This window comes from Ewingella americana, from assembly GCF_006438725.1.
Classification (GTDB): domain Bacteria; phylum Pseudomonadota; class Gammaproteobacteria; order Enterobacterales; family Enterobacteriaceae; genus Ewingella; species Ewingella americana_A.
In genome coordinates, this window is record NZ_RCZD01000009.1 from 108,885 (window position 1) to 123,115 (window position 14,231).

Here is a 14,231-nt window from a genome sequence, read left to right on the forward strand (position 1 = left end):
CTGAAATTGTTGTGATAAAACCATTGCGCGCTGGAAAGCGCGCTTTTTTTAGCTATTTTTGCAACCACTGCCCATTAATACCCCGCACAAACTCGCCCTTTCCGGCTCTGGCCACCAGCTTTTGCCCTGCCAGTTTTGCCACATCGTCGGTGGTGACCTGATTATCCTGCGCCACCTGCTGATACTGCTGTTTACGTGCATCATTAATACGCGTTGCCAGCGCGACACTTTCCGCATCCTGTTTGACCGGTGCCAAATAACCGGACAGCGTTTCGCCCACGCGCCCTTGCTGCTTGGCGTCATTGAGCGTTAACGCGAACGCCTGGCTACAAAAGAGCAATCCTGTGGTCAGTAGCATGAGGCTGGTTTTTATAATAAATGTCCTGGACATACACACTCCTAGAACAAATTGCTTTGATTTTTGAGCAGATTCTCAACGTCTTTATCCACTTTGATATGGATCTCATGCTCGATTTTGACGTTCATATTGATGGTGATCGGCTCTTTGGGGGCTGCCAGTTCTATACGCGGCACGCAGCCATTGAGCAGCAGAACTGACAACGCCAGACAGGTACAGACCGACGTGCGGTAAGCAAATAGCGGCTTCATTGTGGGGTCCTCAAATCAGTGTCCTTTTTAGCGTGGGAGGAAGTAGCATCAGGTTGATGAGACAGTGAATTCGCCGGGAGCGACATCCGCTGTTGCAGCATTTCCTGTAGGTTGTCGCCAAAGCGCAGGCTGCGCCACAGCTGATAAATATTTTCCTGATGGGTGTAATTGAGGATCACTTCGCGATCCTTTTTGTCTGAGGTATTCGCCCCCATCACGTGGGAGCTCATGGTCAGTTCGCCGAGGTTATCCAGATTGACCTGCGCCTGCATCTGACGGATTTCCAGATAGTGGATCCACTCAATCACCAGCCGGTTAGCAATATTGCCACTCGCCATCGCCTCTGCGAATTGAGGGTCGAGTCTCAGCGTCAGCCAGCCGTCATTTTTAATCCAGCCGTTACGGATGATCCATTTCGGGTTATTGACGAACAGCGGCAACTCGCCGCTCACATTACCGGACATCACCAACTGTTTGGGTTTGAGCGCGGTGAACAGTTCACTTAAGTTAATTTTATCCAGTTTAAGCACCGCCGCGTCATGCTGTGGCATACGCAGCGTCGAGAGGCTGACGTGGCCGCGCAGCATATCCACGCCCAGATTACTGAGCGTCAGCGGCGTCTGTTCGCTCCACGGATAACTGCCTTGCAGGTCGGCGGTAATATTTTCCAGTTTGCTAAGATTATTCACTTCGCGGATACGCAGCATCACCGGTTCTTTAACACCCAGCGTCCAGATTTGATTTTTCAGCCGGTATGAGAGGCTGAAATCCATCCCGCTAAGGTCACCGTCCTGTAACCACATCCCCCCGTTTTTCACGACCCAGTGTCCACCCGCGACAAAACCCTGACCCCGCGCCATCGAAAATGCAGACTGCGCATAGAAAGAGCCTTCACGCAGTTTGACGGCCAGATCTGGCGTCAGCAGCGACTGAAATGACGTCAGTTGCTGTTTGGGCCACCAGCCCTCACCGCGCAGGCGTTCGCCATCCCAGCGGCCATGCAGACGAATCGGCCCGATAGGTTTCGCATCGAGCATTCCGCGCAGGTTAAAGCTGCGGGGATCAGTACCGGCCAATTGCAGTGTCAACTCGGCAGGCGGCAGATAGCCACCGTTCTCCAGCGCAATCTTTTTCGCCACCAGCTTGATCGCCCCGGCAAATTGAAGGGGCAAGGCAGGCAGTTGATCCTGATAACGCGCAGGCAGCGGGCGTCGCCACGTCAGTGGTTTCTCCAGCGTCAAACGCGGTGCATCGACATCCACCAGACCGTAATGCAGCCGGTTGAAACCGGTTGATAACGACGTCAGGGTGATCAGATTATCGTGCCAGCGGCCTTTACCGGACATATCCCACTGACCGGCCAGCGGCGGCAGTTTGCCGTTGCCCCAATAGTTGAAGTCCCACTGCCCCTGATCCGGCCAGAACTTTTGCGACTTACCGTTAAGATGCAGGTCAAATGCGCCCCAGTAGCTGTCGCGGGCTTTCACAATAGCCTGTAACGGGCCACTCACGCCTTCGGCTGAAACCTTCACACCGGCCAGCGGCCAGCGCGCATCCTGCAATGTCAGTTCGGGGGTCGGTTTCCCCCACACGCGCAACAACGCTCCACTGCGTAATGCAAGCTGAGGGTTGAGCACCGACCCGGAAAGGGTGCCGGGTAAAGAGGCACTCATCGACGTCGACTGCAAGTTAGCCTGTCCAGTAAGCTGGAAAACCAGATCGCTGTCGAGCAGACCGATTTTCCCCGGCCCCATGGTCAGTACCACGTTGGCTTTGCCGTTATGCCCGTGCGTCAGCACATTCAGGCGCGCAGCTATCTGGGTCTGATCGAACGTATCGCTCCAGTCGCTTAACGTCAGACTAACGCCACCGGAAAGAGGCTGCGCGGCATACGGCCAACGCCACTGCCCCTGAGTAATTTGTAACTGTTTCTCCTGCAACGCCCACGGCAGCGTGGCCAGCGGCTGCGTGTTGCCTTTTTCTGCCAGCGTCAGCACACCGGAGGTCTTTTGCCATTGCAGGGTGATATCCAGCGGATTCGGCACTTCGGCGGTTTGCATTTCGCCGTGCAGTTCACCGGTTTGAGGAAGCTGGTTGAAAGTCGCGGGTAAGGTCACTTTTCCGCTAAGTGAAAGCGGCACTTCGCTGCCCGGCGGTATCAGACTCAGCGAACTGATGGTCAGTTGCTGTTGGTTGTCGAGAGAGACGTCAAGTTTCAGCGCGTCTCCCTGCAAGGAAAGATGCTGAACCGCGCCGTCGTTCTGCAGATGTAACTCACCAGCATAGCGCTGCCACGGTGTCACCGACAGCTGGCGAACGATCACTGAACCGGCAGGCAACGAGTTCTGGATATCTGCCAGCGTCAGCGGTTTGCCGTCGGTACTGGCGGGCATGTTGCTCAGACAACGGGTATCCACGGTCAGAACATCCGCCTCTAACGCCCAGCGCCCGCGGTGCTTGCTCAACCGGGCATTGGTCGCCTGCGCCAGCATGCAATTCCCTGCCTGATAACTCAGACCAGGGAGCGATAACACGCCGTCCGACCAGCGGGGGGAAGCAGAAAGGCTCAGACTGGACCCTGCGGGAAGCCAGTGTTGGGCCAGGCCAGGCAGCCAACGCGGAACCGTTTTCCATAAAATCAGCGCCAGCAATAGCAGGATCAGCACGGTGGACAGACACACCAGCACAAAATTTCTCAGTCCTTTCCTCATGAAATGCCTTGTTTTTCACTAAACCGCTATAAGATACCATAATTAGAGTATCTACTTAAAAAGCCTCTCATGGAGAAACCTGATGAAACTGGCTGTCTACAGTACTAAAAATTACGACCGTAAATACCTCGAGCTGGTAAACCAGCATTACGGCTATGAGCTGGAATTTTTTGATTTCCTACTGACACCGCAGACAGCAAAAACCGCCATTGGCGCGGATGCTGTGTGTATTTTCGTTAATGATGATGGTTGCCGTGAAGTGTTGCAGGAGCTGAAAACGCTCGGCGTTAAAACGCTGGCGCTGCGTTGCGCAGGTTTTAACAATGTGGATCTGGACGCGGCCAAAGAACTGGGGATTTCTGTCGTGCGCGTCCCGGCGTATTCCCCGGAAGCGGTGGCTGAACACGCCGTGGGCATGATGATGTGCCTCAACCGCCATATTCACCGCGCCTATCAGCGCACCCGTGAAGCGAACTTCTCGCTGGAGGGGCTGATTGGTTTCAACATGTATCAGCGTACCGCCGGCATTATTGGCACCGGCAAGATTGGGGTCGCCACCATGCGTATTCTGAAAGGGTTCGGTATGCGTATTCTGGCTTATGATCCGTATCCAAGCCCGCTGGCCCTGGAGCTCGGCGCAGAGTATGTCGATCTCGACACGCTGTACGCGGAGTCAGACGTTATCTCCCTGCACTGCCCGCTGACGCCGGAAAATCACCATCTTCTCAATGCCACCTCTTTCTCCAAAATGAAAGACGGTGTGATGATTGTGAATACCAGCCGAGGCGCACTGCTTGACGCGACCGCCGCCATCGACGCACTGAAGAAACAGAAAATCGGCGCACTGGGGATGGACGTGTACGAAAACGAGCGCGACCTGTTCTTCGAGGACAACTCCAACGAAGTGATCCTCGACGACGTCTTCCGCCGTTTGTCGTCGTGTCACAATGTCCTGTTCACCGGTCACCAGGCATTTCTGACCAGCGACGCACTGACCAGCATTTCAGAAACAACGTTGATGAATGTGTCGCAGTTGGCAAAGGGTGAGCATTGCCCGAATGTGCTTTAGTTTTTAACTGGGCGGACTGCCCAGGCCTGCTTTTAAATCTTTAAATTCAACTTCAAGGTCGTGGGCTCGCCGCCCACACCGGCCTTAAACCTTGGGCCTGCTGCCCAAACCCGCCCAAGAGGAGGCGTAAACGCGCCTCCTCTTGGATCTCCTGCGTTTTTTAACTGCGCGCTATCGCTGAATCGGGATGGCCGTGTTCCAGCTACCGCTGTGATAGCCGCAAAATAGCGCCGCGTTGCGGTACCTTCATTTCGGGTTCGGACCAGCTCGCATAAAAACCGCTCGCCGTTTCTCACCTCTCATTCAGCGCCATTTTTGAATGCGGCCGAAGCTTCTTCAAATTCAAAATCGTCACTCTAATCGTCACTGTATTTGTCTTTAAAAATATCGAGGCCGCGTTCAAAACGACGTCGAGGGAGAGGCGCAAAACCGCGTGGGTTTTTACGCGGGTTGAAGCCCGAACTGAGAGGACCGCGCAGCGGCGGAGTTTGCGGCTATAACAGCGGCACCTGAAACACGGCCATTGTGACCTGCGCAGCTGCTGTTTTTAAAAAGCTCGGAGTCCAGAGGGCCGAGCGACTGCGGCCCTCTGGTCGGTGTGGGCCGACGCCCACGACCTTGACCTTGACCTTGAATTTGAAGTGGAATTTAAAGATTTAAAGCGGTCAAAGGCCGCAGACCTTTAATCATCATCCGGCGGTGCATCGCCCCTGCATCAGCGCGGCTTCCGAACACTGGCGGCCATTGGCCATCGAACACATACCGACATTGCTGCCGTCGAGCTGAGGGGCCAGACGTAATTGCCCACCCGCCATTGAACAGGCTGCATAGGCCGGGCTGTCCATATTCACGCTGTGGTTGCTGAGATTCACGCTGTTACCTTTCTGGGGAACGTCGGCTGAGTCGTCATGACTGCTGCAAGCGGCGAGTAGCAACACAGTTCCGGCCAATAAAACGCGTAACGCAGTGATCATCAGTGCTGCTCCTGAATATGAATGACGGGGGAATGATTAGCAGTCGCTATCTTAGCCGAGCTATTCGCCAGCCGTCGAGTATTGCTGTCAATTAACATCAACTTTTTCCTAAAAATAAACGATTAGATACACTTTATTGCGTTCGGTTATTTCTTTGACTCATAAACTGGAAGCCAATTAATCGTTTTTAGCCATTGAACGCCTAAAATAAACATAAAAACCGCGTCAGAAAGGAGACCCTGCAAAATGCTGACAGATTTTCTATTACGTATTGTGCTCGCCGGAATACTGGGAGGGCTGATTGGTATTGAACGCCAGTTACGTGCTAAAGAGGCCGGTCTGCGTACCCATGTGTTAGTGGGTATCGGCAGTGCCATGTTTATGATTGTCTCAAAGTATGGTTTTCAGGATTTACTCGCCCTCAGCCACGTCAGTTTTGACCCCAGCCGCGTCGCGGCGCAGGTGGTAAGCGGCATGGGCTTCCTCGGTGCCGGGACCATCATTATTCAAAAGCAGGTGGTCAAAGGATTAACAACGGCGGCCGGATTATGGGTCACCGCCGCCATCGGCCTGGTGATTGGTAGCGGCATGTATGAGATCGGTATTTATGGCGCGTTTATGACCTTAATTGTGCTGGAAGTATTCCGTCAAATCAGTAATAGGCTGATCGGCCATCACCATCTGATTGAAATACGTCTGGCACCGCAAAGCGTTCCACCGGTATTAATTGCCTTGCAGAAACTGCGAATTCGTCCGGGCCACATTAAAGTCAATCAGCGTGACGATGACGATACAAAATGTGAATTAGTACTGGACGTGGTACTGAGACCCAAACAAAGCGTTGATATACTGTACGAGTCGCTCATGGCGGTCGGCGGCATCAAGCGTATTGATATTAATTAACGCCGTTCACCTTTTTATCTTTATGATCTGGGCTGTTAATAACGGCCCGTCACTAATAAAGAGCCTAAAACCCCCGTTCCGTATCTAACTCTCTCTTTTCTTTCAGTTATTACCCCTGCACACAATCAGGATAAATCGATGTTACTGCCCGATGCTAAACTTTTTCGCATCAGACAGGAACAGATTAGCTGTTTCCGGTTGCAGTTAAGAAGAATGAAGGGGTTTCCATGATCACCACTGACGGTAATAACGCAGTCGCTTCCGTGGCCTATCGCACTAATGAAGTGATTGCTATCTATCCTATTACGCCAAGTTCGACCATGGCTGAAATCGCCGGTGCCTGGGCCGGTGAAGGTAAACAGAACTTATGGGGCGATGTCCCGACGGTAATGGAGATGCAGTCTGAAGCCGGGGCGATTGCTACCGTGCACGGTGCGCTGCAAACCGGGGCACTTTCGACGTCATTTACCTCATCACAGGGTTTACTGTTGATGATCCCCACGCTCTATAAAGTGGCCGGGGAGTTAACGCCGTTTGTACTGCACGTCGCTGCCCGTACCGTGGCAACCCACGCGCTCTCTATTTTTGGCGACCACTCAGACGTCATGGCCGTCCGCCAGACCGGCTGCGCGCTGCTAAGCGCCGCCAGCGTGCAGGAAGCGCAGGACTTCGCGCTGATTTCACAAGTCGCCAGCCTTAACAGCCGCGTGCCTTTCATTCATTTCTTCGACGGTTTCCGTACCTCGCACGAAATCAATAAAATTTCCCCGCTGAGCGATGACACCCTGCAACAGATGTTGCCACAGGCGCAGATTGACGCCCACCGCGCCCGCGCACTGACGCCGGACCGCCCGGTGATCCGTGGCACCTCCGCCAACCCGGACACCTATTTCCAGTCGCGCGAAGCCACCAATCCTTATTACGACGCCACCTGCCAGCACGTGATTGACGCCATGAACGCCTTCGCCGCCCTCACCGGCCGCGAATACCAGCCGTTTGAGTACGTCGGCCACCCGCAGGCTGAACGGGTTATCGTCTTAATGGGTTCTGGCATTGGCACTTGCGAAGAGGTGATCGAAACCCTGCTGGCGCGCGGCGAGAAAGTCGGTGTACTGAAAGTGCGTCTTTACCGCCCGTTCAGCGCTGAACATTTGCTTTCAGTATTACCACAGACGGTGAAAACGCTGGCGGTGATGGATCGCACCAAAGAACCCGGCGCACTGGCAGAGCCGCTGTATCTGGACGTAATGACTGCGCTGGCTGAAGCCTATACTCGCGGCGAACGTGACAGCCTGCCAAAAGTGATCGGCGGGCGTTATGGGCTCTCATCCAAAGAGTTTGGCCCTGACTGCGTGCTCTCTATTTTTGACGAACTGGCGCTCAGCCAGCCGCGTCCGCGCTTTACCGTCGGCATTTATGACGATGTGACCGGCCTGTCGCTGCCGGTCAATGAAGAAGAGTTACCGCAGCATGCCTCGCTGGAAGCGCTGTTCTATGGTCTTGGCAGTGACGGTTCGGTGTCGGCTACCAAGAACAACATCAAAATCATTGGTAACAGCACGCCGATGTTTGCCCAGGGTTATTTTGTTTATGACTCGAAAAAGGCCGGTGGCCTGACGGTTTCACATCTGCGCGTCAGCCAGCAGCCCATCAAATCGGCTTATCTGGTGACCCACGCACATTTTGTGGCCTGCCATCAGTGGCAATTTATTGACCTCTACCAAATGGCAGAGCGCCTGCGTCCGGGTGGGATTTTCCTGCTCAATACGCCGTTCTCCGCCGCTGAAGTCTGGGAGCGGCTGCCGCTCGAAGTCCAGGCCGTGCTGCATAAGCAGAAGGCCCGCTTCTACATTATCAACGCCGCCAAAATTGCCCGCGAATGCCAGCTGGGCGCGCGTATCAACACCGTTATGCAGATGGCCTTCTTCCACCTGACGCAAATTCTGCCAGGCGATCAGGCGCTGAAAGCGTTGCAAGGCGCGATTGCCCGCAGCTACAGCAGCAAAGGCGAAGATGTCGTGATGCGTAACTGGCAGGCGCTGGGCGCCACGCTGGAAGAGCTGATCGAAGTCCCGTTGCAGGCCATTCCTGAAAATCCCCGTAAACGCCCACCGATTGTCTCTGACGCCGCACCGGATTTCGTCAAAACCGTTACCGCCGCGATGCTGGCAGGTCTCGGCGATGCCCTGCCGGTTTCGGCCTTCCCGCCGGACGGCACCTGGCCGACCGGGACCACACAGTGGGAAAAACGCAACATCGCCGAGGCGGTGCCCATCTGGCAGCCGGACCTCTGTACCCAGTGTAACCACTGCGTCGCGGCCTGCCCGCACTCGGCCATTCGTGCCAAAGTGGTTCAGCCGGAAGCCCTCGAAGGCGCCCCTGCTGCCCTGCAGTCGCTGGACGTGAAGTCCCGCGACATGCGCGGCCAGAAATACGTGTTGCAGGTTGCACCGGAAGATTGCACCGGGTGTAATTTGTGTGTCGAAGTCTGTCCGGCCAAAGACCGGCAGAACCCAGAAATCAAAGCCATCAACATGGCCGATCGTATCGAGCATCTGGAAGAAGAACGCGCCAACTATGACTTCTTCCTCAAGTTACCGGAAATCGATCAAAGTACGCTGGAGCGTATTGATATCCGTACCTCACAGCTGATCACCCCGCTGTTCGAATACTCCGGTGCCTGCTCCGGTTGTGGTGAAACGCCGTACATTAAGCTGCTGACCCAGCTGTATGGCGACCGGCTGCTGATTGCCAATGCCACCGGCTGTTCTTCTATCTACGGCGGTAATTTGCCGTCCACGCCGTACACCACCAATGCCGAAGGCCGTGGTCCTGCGTGGGCTAACTCACTGTTTGAGGATAACGCCGAATTCGGGCTGGGCTTCCGCCTGACGGTAGACCAGCACCGCCGCCGCGTGTTGCGGCTGGTCGCGTCGCTGGAAGAACATGTTCCGGCTGAAGTACTGGGCGGTCTGCGCGATGAGACGTCCACACCTGAAATCAAACGCCAGCATGTCACCACACTGCGTAAAATTCTGGCCGGGATCGACACACCGGATGCCCGCCAGCTGGCGACTGACGCAGACTATCTGGTGGATAAATCCATCTGGCTGATTGGCGGTGACGGCTGGGCCTATGACATCGGTTTCGGCGGTCTGGATCATGTGCTTAGCCTGACCGAAAACGTCAACGTATTGGTGCTCGATACCCAGTGTTATTCCAACACCGGCGGCCAGCAGTCTAAAGCTACGCCAATGGGTGCGGTGACCAAGTTTGCCGAACAGGGGAAACGTAAATCGCGTAAAGATCTGGGTGTCAGCATGATGATGTACGGCCACGTCTACGTGGCGCAGATTTCACTCGGCGCGCAGCTCAACCAGACGGTAAAAGCCATTCAGGAAGCCGAAGCCTACCCGGGGCCATCGCTGATTATCGCCTACAGCCCGTGCGAAGAGCACGGTTACGATTTAGCCCTGAGCCATGACCAGATGAAGCAGCTGACCGCCACCGGTTTCTGGCCGCTCTACCGGTTCGACCCGCGCCGTACAGAGGAAGGCAAACCCGCGCTGGCACTGGATTCACGTCCGCCAAACAGTAACCTGACCGAGACGCTCAATAACGAACAGCGTTTCAGAAGGCTCAATGCGCAACAGCCGGAAGTGGCGGCACAACTCTATGCTGCCGCAGAGAAAGAGTTACAACAGAAATATGATTTTCTTGCGATGCTGGCAGGCAAATCGGTGGAATAACTTGCCTTGCCTGCTGAGTGTAGACCCCGCAAGTTGAACACACAGCAGGGATATTCCGGGCAGATAACGAAGCCAATCCGTTATCTGCCTTTTATGCAAACGGATGTCAGAATCCGGTCACCATAAATTCGCCAAATTGCTCTTTTAATTTGTTGCCTAACGGGGCATCGGCTCTCCCACTGTGGACCAAACATGAAAAATGACGCTTAACCTCCTGCAATAAAGGCATTTGGCCAATATCTTCGCCTGCAGGCATTTCAATGATTCGGCCAAGTTCGGCATTACTATTTAGAGCATAATTGAATTGCTTAACGTTTTCGAATACGTGGTTTTTGCCATTACTTTCTTTCATCTGTATCACGATAGGGTGATTAACCGTTTGCTCCGTGGCGGATAAACCCTGAAACACCAGTTTCAAATATTTCCGTGTCGCACGTAACAGAGCGCTTTGGTTCATCAATTGTTCAATTTTCTCAATATTGCTGAAATCGGGATCCGGGGTGGCAGAAAACAAAATATCTTTGCCTTGCTGAACATAACTACTGCTATCACTTATCGCAGCGAAGAATTCATGCATGGTCATGGGGGCTTCTTTATATTTGGAGGCTGAATTGACAAAGCGGCTCACCGTCGCCGAGAGCTGTTCCTTTTCCAACGTCCTGACGACGAACGCCTTAATACCCGGTTCGCCGCTGATATAATCTGCGTTAGCCTCCTGCTCATTATGCCCTTCAATCGGCAGGATCAATAAACGAGAGCCACACCCCGCCACCTTACGCAGGTAAGTAAATTCACCCACGGTTCCTGCTCCTGCGGTCGTAATACCGTCTGCATCGGCAATATAAGCCAGATGCATCGCGTTATATTTCCCCACCGCATTTGGCCCACAAAAAAGAAACAATGCCGTGGAAAATGCCGGTTCGTTTTTCTTTATATTCTCCCAGACACTGGCAGCAATCAGACTGGTTTTTTTATGCGCATAAACATAAATGATGTGGGTTGCCGCACCGCCATAACGTAGATTGTTACCGGCAATCACCCCAGAAAATGGCGGCGCACCGGGTTTAAGTTTCTCGTTGATGGTTAAAGGATCCAGTGCGAACGACATCAGTAATTCTGCAACTTTCGCCCGCGCAATCGCTTTGGGTGTTCCACTGTAGATCTTTAATTCGCCGGTTATCTGCGTCAGGCTGTTTAGCGTATTTTTTCCACCCAATGCAATATGCGAGACACTCTCTCGTGTCCCTCCCAATACTTTGGCTAACAGGGCATATTTCGGCAGCAGATTTAATTCGCTATCAGTAAGATTCAGTAAAATGGCGTGATTTTGCTGGTCAACTCGACGTTTACCCGGCACACCATGCAGGGCTGCTGCCTTCTGTAAATAGGGATCCATATCCGTCAGCACATAACAGCGGTTTTCCATCACCTCTCTTGGAAATAACCGACTGATACTGCTCATTAGGTCTTTGGCCGAGATGACCGGCAGCGCCGTGAATTCCATCCCTGGCTTATAAGCCAAACAATCGCGCAGGGATGACACCGACGCTGAAGTCCCTGCATTGTGAGTCGCTGAGGCGTTACGTTGTGGAAAATGACTGATACGTTGCAAAATACTGGCGTCGTCTGACCCGCCAGTTTCCTTATTGAGATAACCATAAATCGCTTTATCCGACTCTGCCAACCAGACAGGAATACCTTTATCGATCAGTGCCTGGGACAACGTTTTTAGCGCGACGGGTCGGGGGGTATTTTCCCAGATACAGGGTATATGCAGAATAACCATGCTGTGCTGCGGCAATGAATGTGTTTCCAATGCCATATGGATAATATTTAACAGCCTCGCCGTATGTCCACCGCCAGTAGGGGAATAGCTCACTAAAACCAATTTCGCGCCGGTATTCTGCAAAAAGTTTCTGATCTGCTGATCAAGCATGTAATGTCCTTATCTCAACGCCATTGATAATTAACGATTCACGGAGCGCGCCATTCGGGTATAGGTATGACGCACACCTCTGATGGCAATACTGTAGGCACGAATGTTGTCAGGCAACGCCATCCCGATATAGCCGGTATCACCGATATGATGGAGATCCGTTCCAGCCATTTTGCTCATCAGCGCGATACTGCGCAGTGTGTCAGTATCCGCTCCCTCTTGTGACGTACCAATTGCCGTCATGGTTAACACGCCACCCTGATGGGCATGCTGAATTAAACTTGCCACATACTCCTGGCTCATTCCTGGCACCGTGCCCGGCGCAGGAATTAATATAATGTCGGCCCCTTGCTGGATAAAAACGTCAATATCCGCAATAGAAATCAACTTATCCCCATTCTTGGGTAAAATACCCGCAGCATGCATTTTCCCGGCAATCAGCACCATACTGCTGCCGACTGCCTGACGAATGTCAGAGAGTGCTTCGCCAATGGCCGCATTACTGATGCCATTACCTGGATTACCTGTGAGCACAATAAATTTGGCTCCCATTTCACGCAATTTGAGCGCATTTTCAGGGCTGGCCAACCGCCCTTTTTTCATTGCCCAGAACTCACTGTGCGTGGGTTTAAAATCGGTGGCGACCGCCTCAAGATTCACACCAATGACCCGGCCCGTTAACCGCTGTAGTTCTTTTATCATCTCCTCAGGTGGCGTTCCTGCAGGCATACCCTGAATATCAGGAGCCTCAATATCGAACATATTCAATAACAACATATCCGCACCCTGACTGGCTGCCAATTCAGCATTGGTTACGGTCATGAGCATTGGCTGTACTGCGCCAATGACTTCGCTGACCACAATCCGCCCCTCGCTATTACGCAGCGCATCCAATAAATCAACACCGGCGATCACGGCCAATTCAGAAGCATTACAATCTAAATATCTTTTATGCATAATATCCCTTCCATTCATAATAGTGATTATTCAACAATGATACATTCATAAGTAACATTAAAAAGTATTCTCAGAAAACGGCAATATTATGCCTGAGGGAAAACACCCCATAGAATAACCATTAAATTATAGTGATGGCATTCACAACATTAATAGTAAGCAGAGATGTAATGGCAAATATCAACATAAAAAAGCCAGCACGAATGTGCTGGCCGGGAAATATAATCACAGTGCAGGCGACGCTAGGAACTGACTTTTTGCCCATGAGTCACAGGCACGTTTGATTTTTCTTCTTTTGCAACGCGCCTGGCATAACGCGCGGCCAGCACGGCGCACACCATCAGTTGCACCTGGTGGAAAATCATCAGCGGCAGGACCATCGCTCCCACGGCAGAGGCCGGGAACAGCACGTTGGCCATCGGAATACCATTCGCCAGACTTTTCTTCGAACCACAGAACACAATAGTGATCTCATCTTTGGTGCTGAAACTTAGCCAACGCGCCACCAGTGTGTTGATGATCAGCACGATTGTCAGCAACACAATGGAGCAGACCAGGATCGCCAGCAGTGACCAACCATCAATCTGATGCCAAATGCCTTCCACCACGGCGGCGCTGAAAGCCACATAAACCACCAGCAGAATCGAGGAGCGGTCAGTAACGTTGACGATCTTCTTATGGCGCTGTACCCACTCGGCAATGAGCGGGCGGCACAGGTGACCGATAATAAAGGGCACCATCAGTTGCAGAATAATCGACCCAATGGCGTGCAGCGTATTATTGGTGCCGCCCTGCGTATGCATCAGCAGACCAACCAACACCGGCGAAAGGAATACACCCAGAATGCTGGACGCCGACGCGCTGCAAATGGCCGCAGCAACGTTACCCCCCGCCACCGAGGTGAACGCAATGGCCGACTGCACCGTGGCAGGCAACGCGCAGAGATAGAGAAAACCGTAGTAAAGCGTTGGCGTCAGAATACCCAGTGGCACCAGCCATTTCATGCCCAGGCCGAGCAGTGGGAACAGTGCAAAGGTGCTGAAGAACACCACCAGATGCAACTTCCAGTGACTGATCCCCGCCATAATAGCTTCACGCGACAGCTTGGCACCGTGCATAAAGAACAACAGGGCAATAGCGGCAGTGGTCAGGTATTCAAAAATGGTCTTGTAAATCCCTTCACAAGGAAAGAAAGAAGCGATCACTACCACCGCGACTAAGATGACTAAAAAGGTATCAATACGCAGACGTTGCAACCAGGACATGATGCGTTTCCTTGCAAAATGAAAAAATGAATATTTATTAAAATTTTAGTCAGCAAAT

At 52.9% G+C, this 14,231-nt stretch carries 10 protein-coding genes; 3 read left to right on the forward strand and 7 right to left on the reverse strand.

Features of this window, described 5'->3' with window-relative positions:
• Nucleotides 1-52: 52 nt before the first annotated feature.
• From EAH77_RS16825 to EAH77_RS16835, 3 genes are read right to left on the reverse strand one after another with little or no spacing between them, the layout of a single operon-like run.
• Nucleotides 53-391 carry a YdbL family protein gene (locus EAH77_RS16825; protein WP_241673476.1) on the reverse strand — a complete coding sequence of 113 codons (339 nt, stop codon included), beginning with the start codon at nt 389-391 and terminating at the stop codon, nt 53-55.
• 8 nt (nt 392-399) lie between these two features.
• Entirely contained in the window at nt 400-609 is a 210-nt protein-coding gene (locus EAH77_RS16830) for a YnbE family lipoprotein (protein ID WP_140473963.1), read from the reverse strand.
• Nucleotides 606-3,320 (reverse strand): YdbH family protein, encoded by a 2,715-nt coding sequence (locus EAH77_RS16835; RefSeq protein WP_140473964.1) that lies wholly within the window; start codon nt 3,318-3,320, stop codon nt 606-608. The genes EAH77_RS16830 and EAH77_RS16835 overlap by 4 nt, the downstream gene beginning before the upstream one ends.
• Before the next feature lie 82 nt (nt 3,321-3,402).
• Here EAH77_RS16835 and EAH77_RS16840 point away from each other — a divergent pair, with 82 nt between their 5' ends.
• Nucleotides 3,403-4,389 (forward strand): 2-hydroxyacid dehydrogenase, encoded by a 987-nt coding sequence (locus EAH77_RS16840; protein ID WP_140473965.1) that lies wholly within the window; start codon nt 3,403-3,405, stop codon nt 4,387-4,389.
• A 689-nt stretch (nt 4,390-5,078) separates the two neighbouring features.
• Here EAH77_RS16840 and EAH77_RS16845 read toward each other — a convergent pair.
• Nucleotides 5,079-5,363, reverse strand: a complete 285-nt coding sequence (locus EAH77_RS16845) for a putative hemolysin (RefSeq protein ID WP_140473966.1) — start codon at nt 5,361-5,363, stop codon at nt 5,079-5,081.
• A 246-nt stretch (nt 5,364-5,609) separates the two neighbouring features.
• Here EAH77_RS16845 and EAH77_RS16850 point away from each other — a divergent pair, with 246 nt between their 5' ends.
• Both EAH77_RS16850 and nifJ read left to right on the forward strand, forming a co-directional pair.
• Nucleotides 5,610-6,266, forward strand: a complete 657-nt coding sequence (locus tag EAH77_RS16850; protein ID WP_140473967.1) for an MgtC/SapB family protein — start codon at nt 5,610-5,612, stop codon at nt 6,264-6,266.
• 227 nt (nt 6,267-6,493) lie between these two features.
• A complete protein-coding gene (gene nifJ, locus EAH77_RS16855) occupies nt 6,494-10,015 on the forward strand; it encodes a pyruvate:ferredoxin (flavodoxin) oxidoreductase (RefSeq protein WP_140473968.1) in 3,522 nt (1,173 codons plus the stop codon).
• Between the two features lie 106 nt (nt 10,016-10,121).
• Here the strand turns inward: nifJ and EAH77_RS16860 are convergent, their stop codons facing one another.
• The 3 genes from EAH77_RS16860 to EAH77_RS16870 form a co-directional block, all read right to left on the reverse strand.
• Nucleotides 10,122-11,951 (reverse strand): UDP-N-acetylglucosamine--N-acetylmuramyl-(pentapeptide) pyrophosphoryl-undecaprenol N-acetylglucosamine transferase, encoded by a 1,830-nt coding sequence (locus EAH77_RS16860; RefSeq protein ID WP_140473969.1) that lies wholly within the window; start codon nt 11,949-11,951, stop codon nt 10,122-10,124.
• A gap of 30 nt (nt 11,952-11,981) precedes the next feature.
• Nucleotides 11,982-12,908, reverse strand: coding sequence for a haloacid dehalogenase-like hydrolase (locus tag EAH77_RS16865; protein ID WP_140473970.1), 927 nt, complete (start codon nt 12,906-12,908; stop codon nt 11,982-11,984).
• Nucleotides 12,909-13,150: 242 nt separating this feature from the next.
• Nucleotides 13,151-14,173, reverse strand: coding sequence for a bile acid:sodium symporter family protein (locus EAH77_RS16870; protein WP_140473971.1), 1,023 nt, complete (start codon nt 14,171-14,173; stop codon nt 13,151-13,153).
• Nucleotides 14,174-14,231 lie beyond the last annotated feature (58 nt).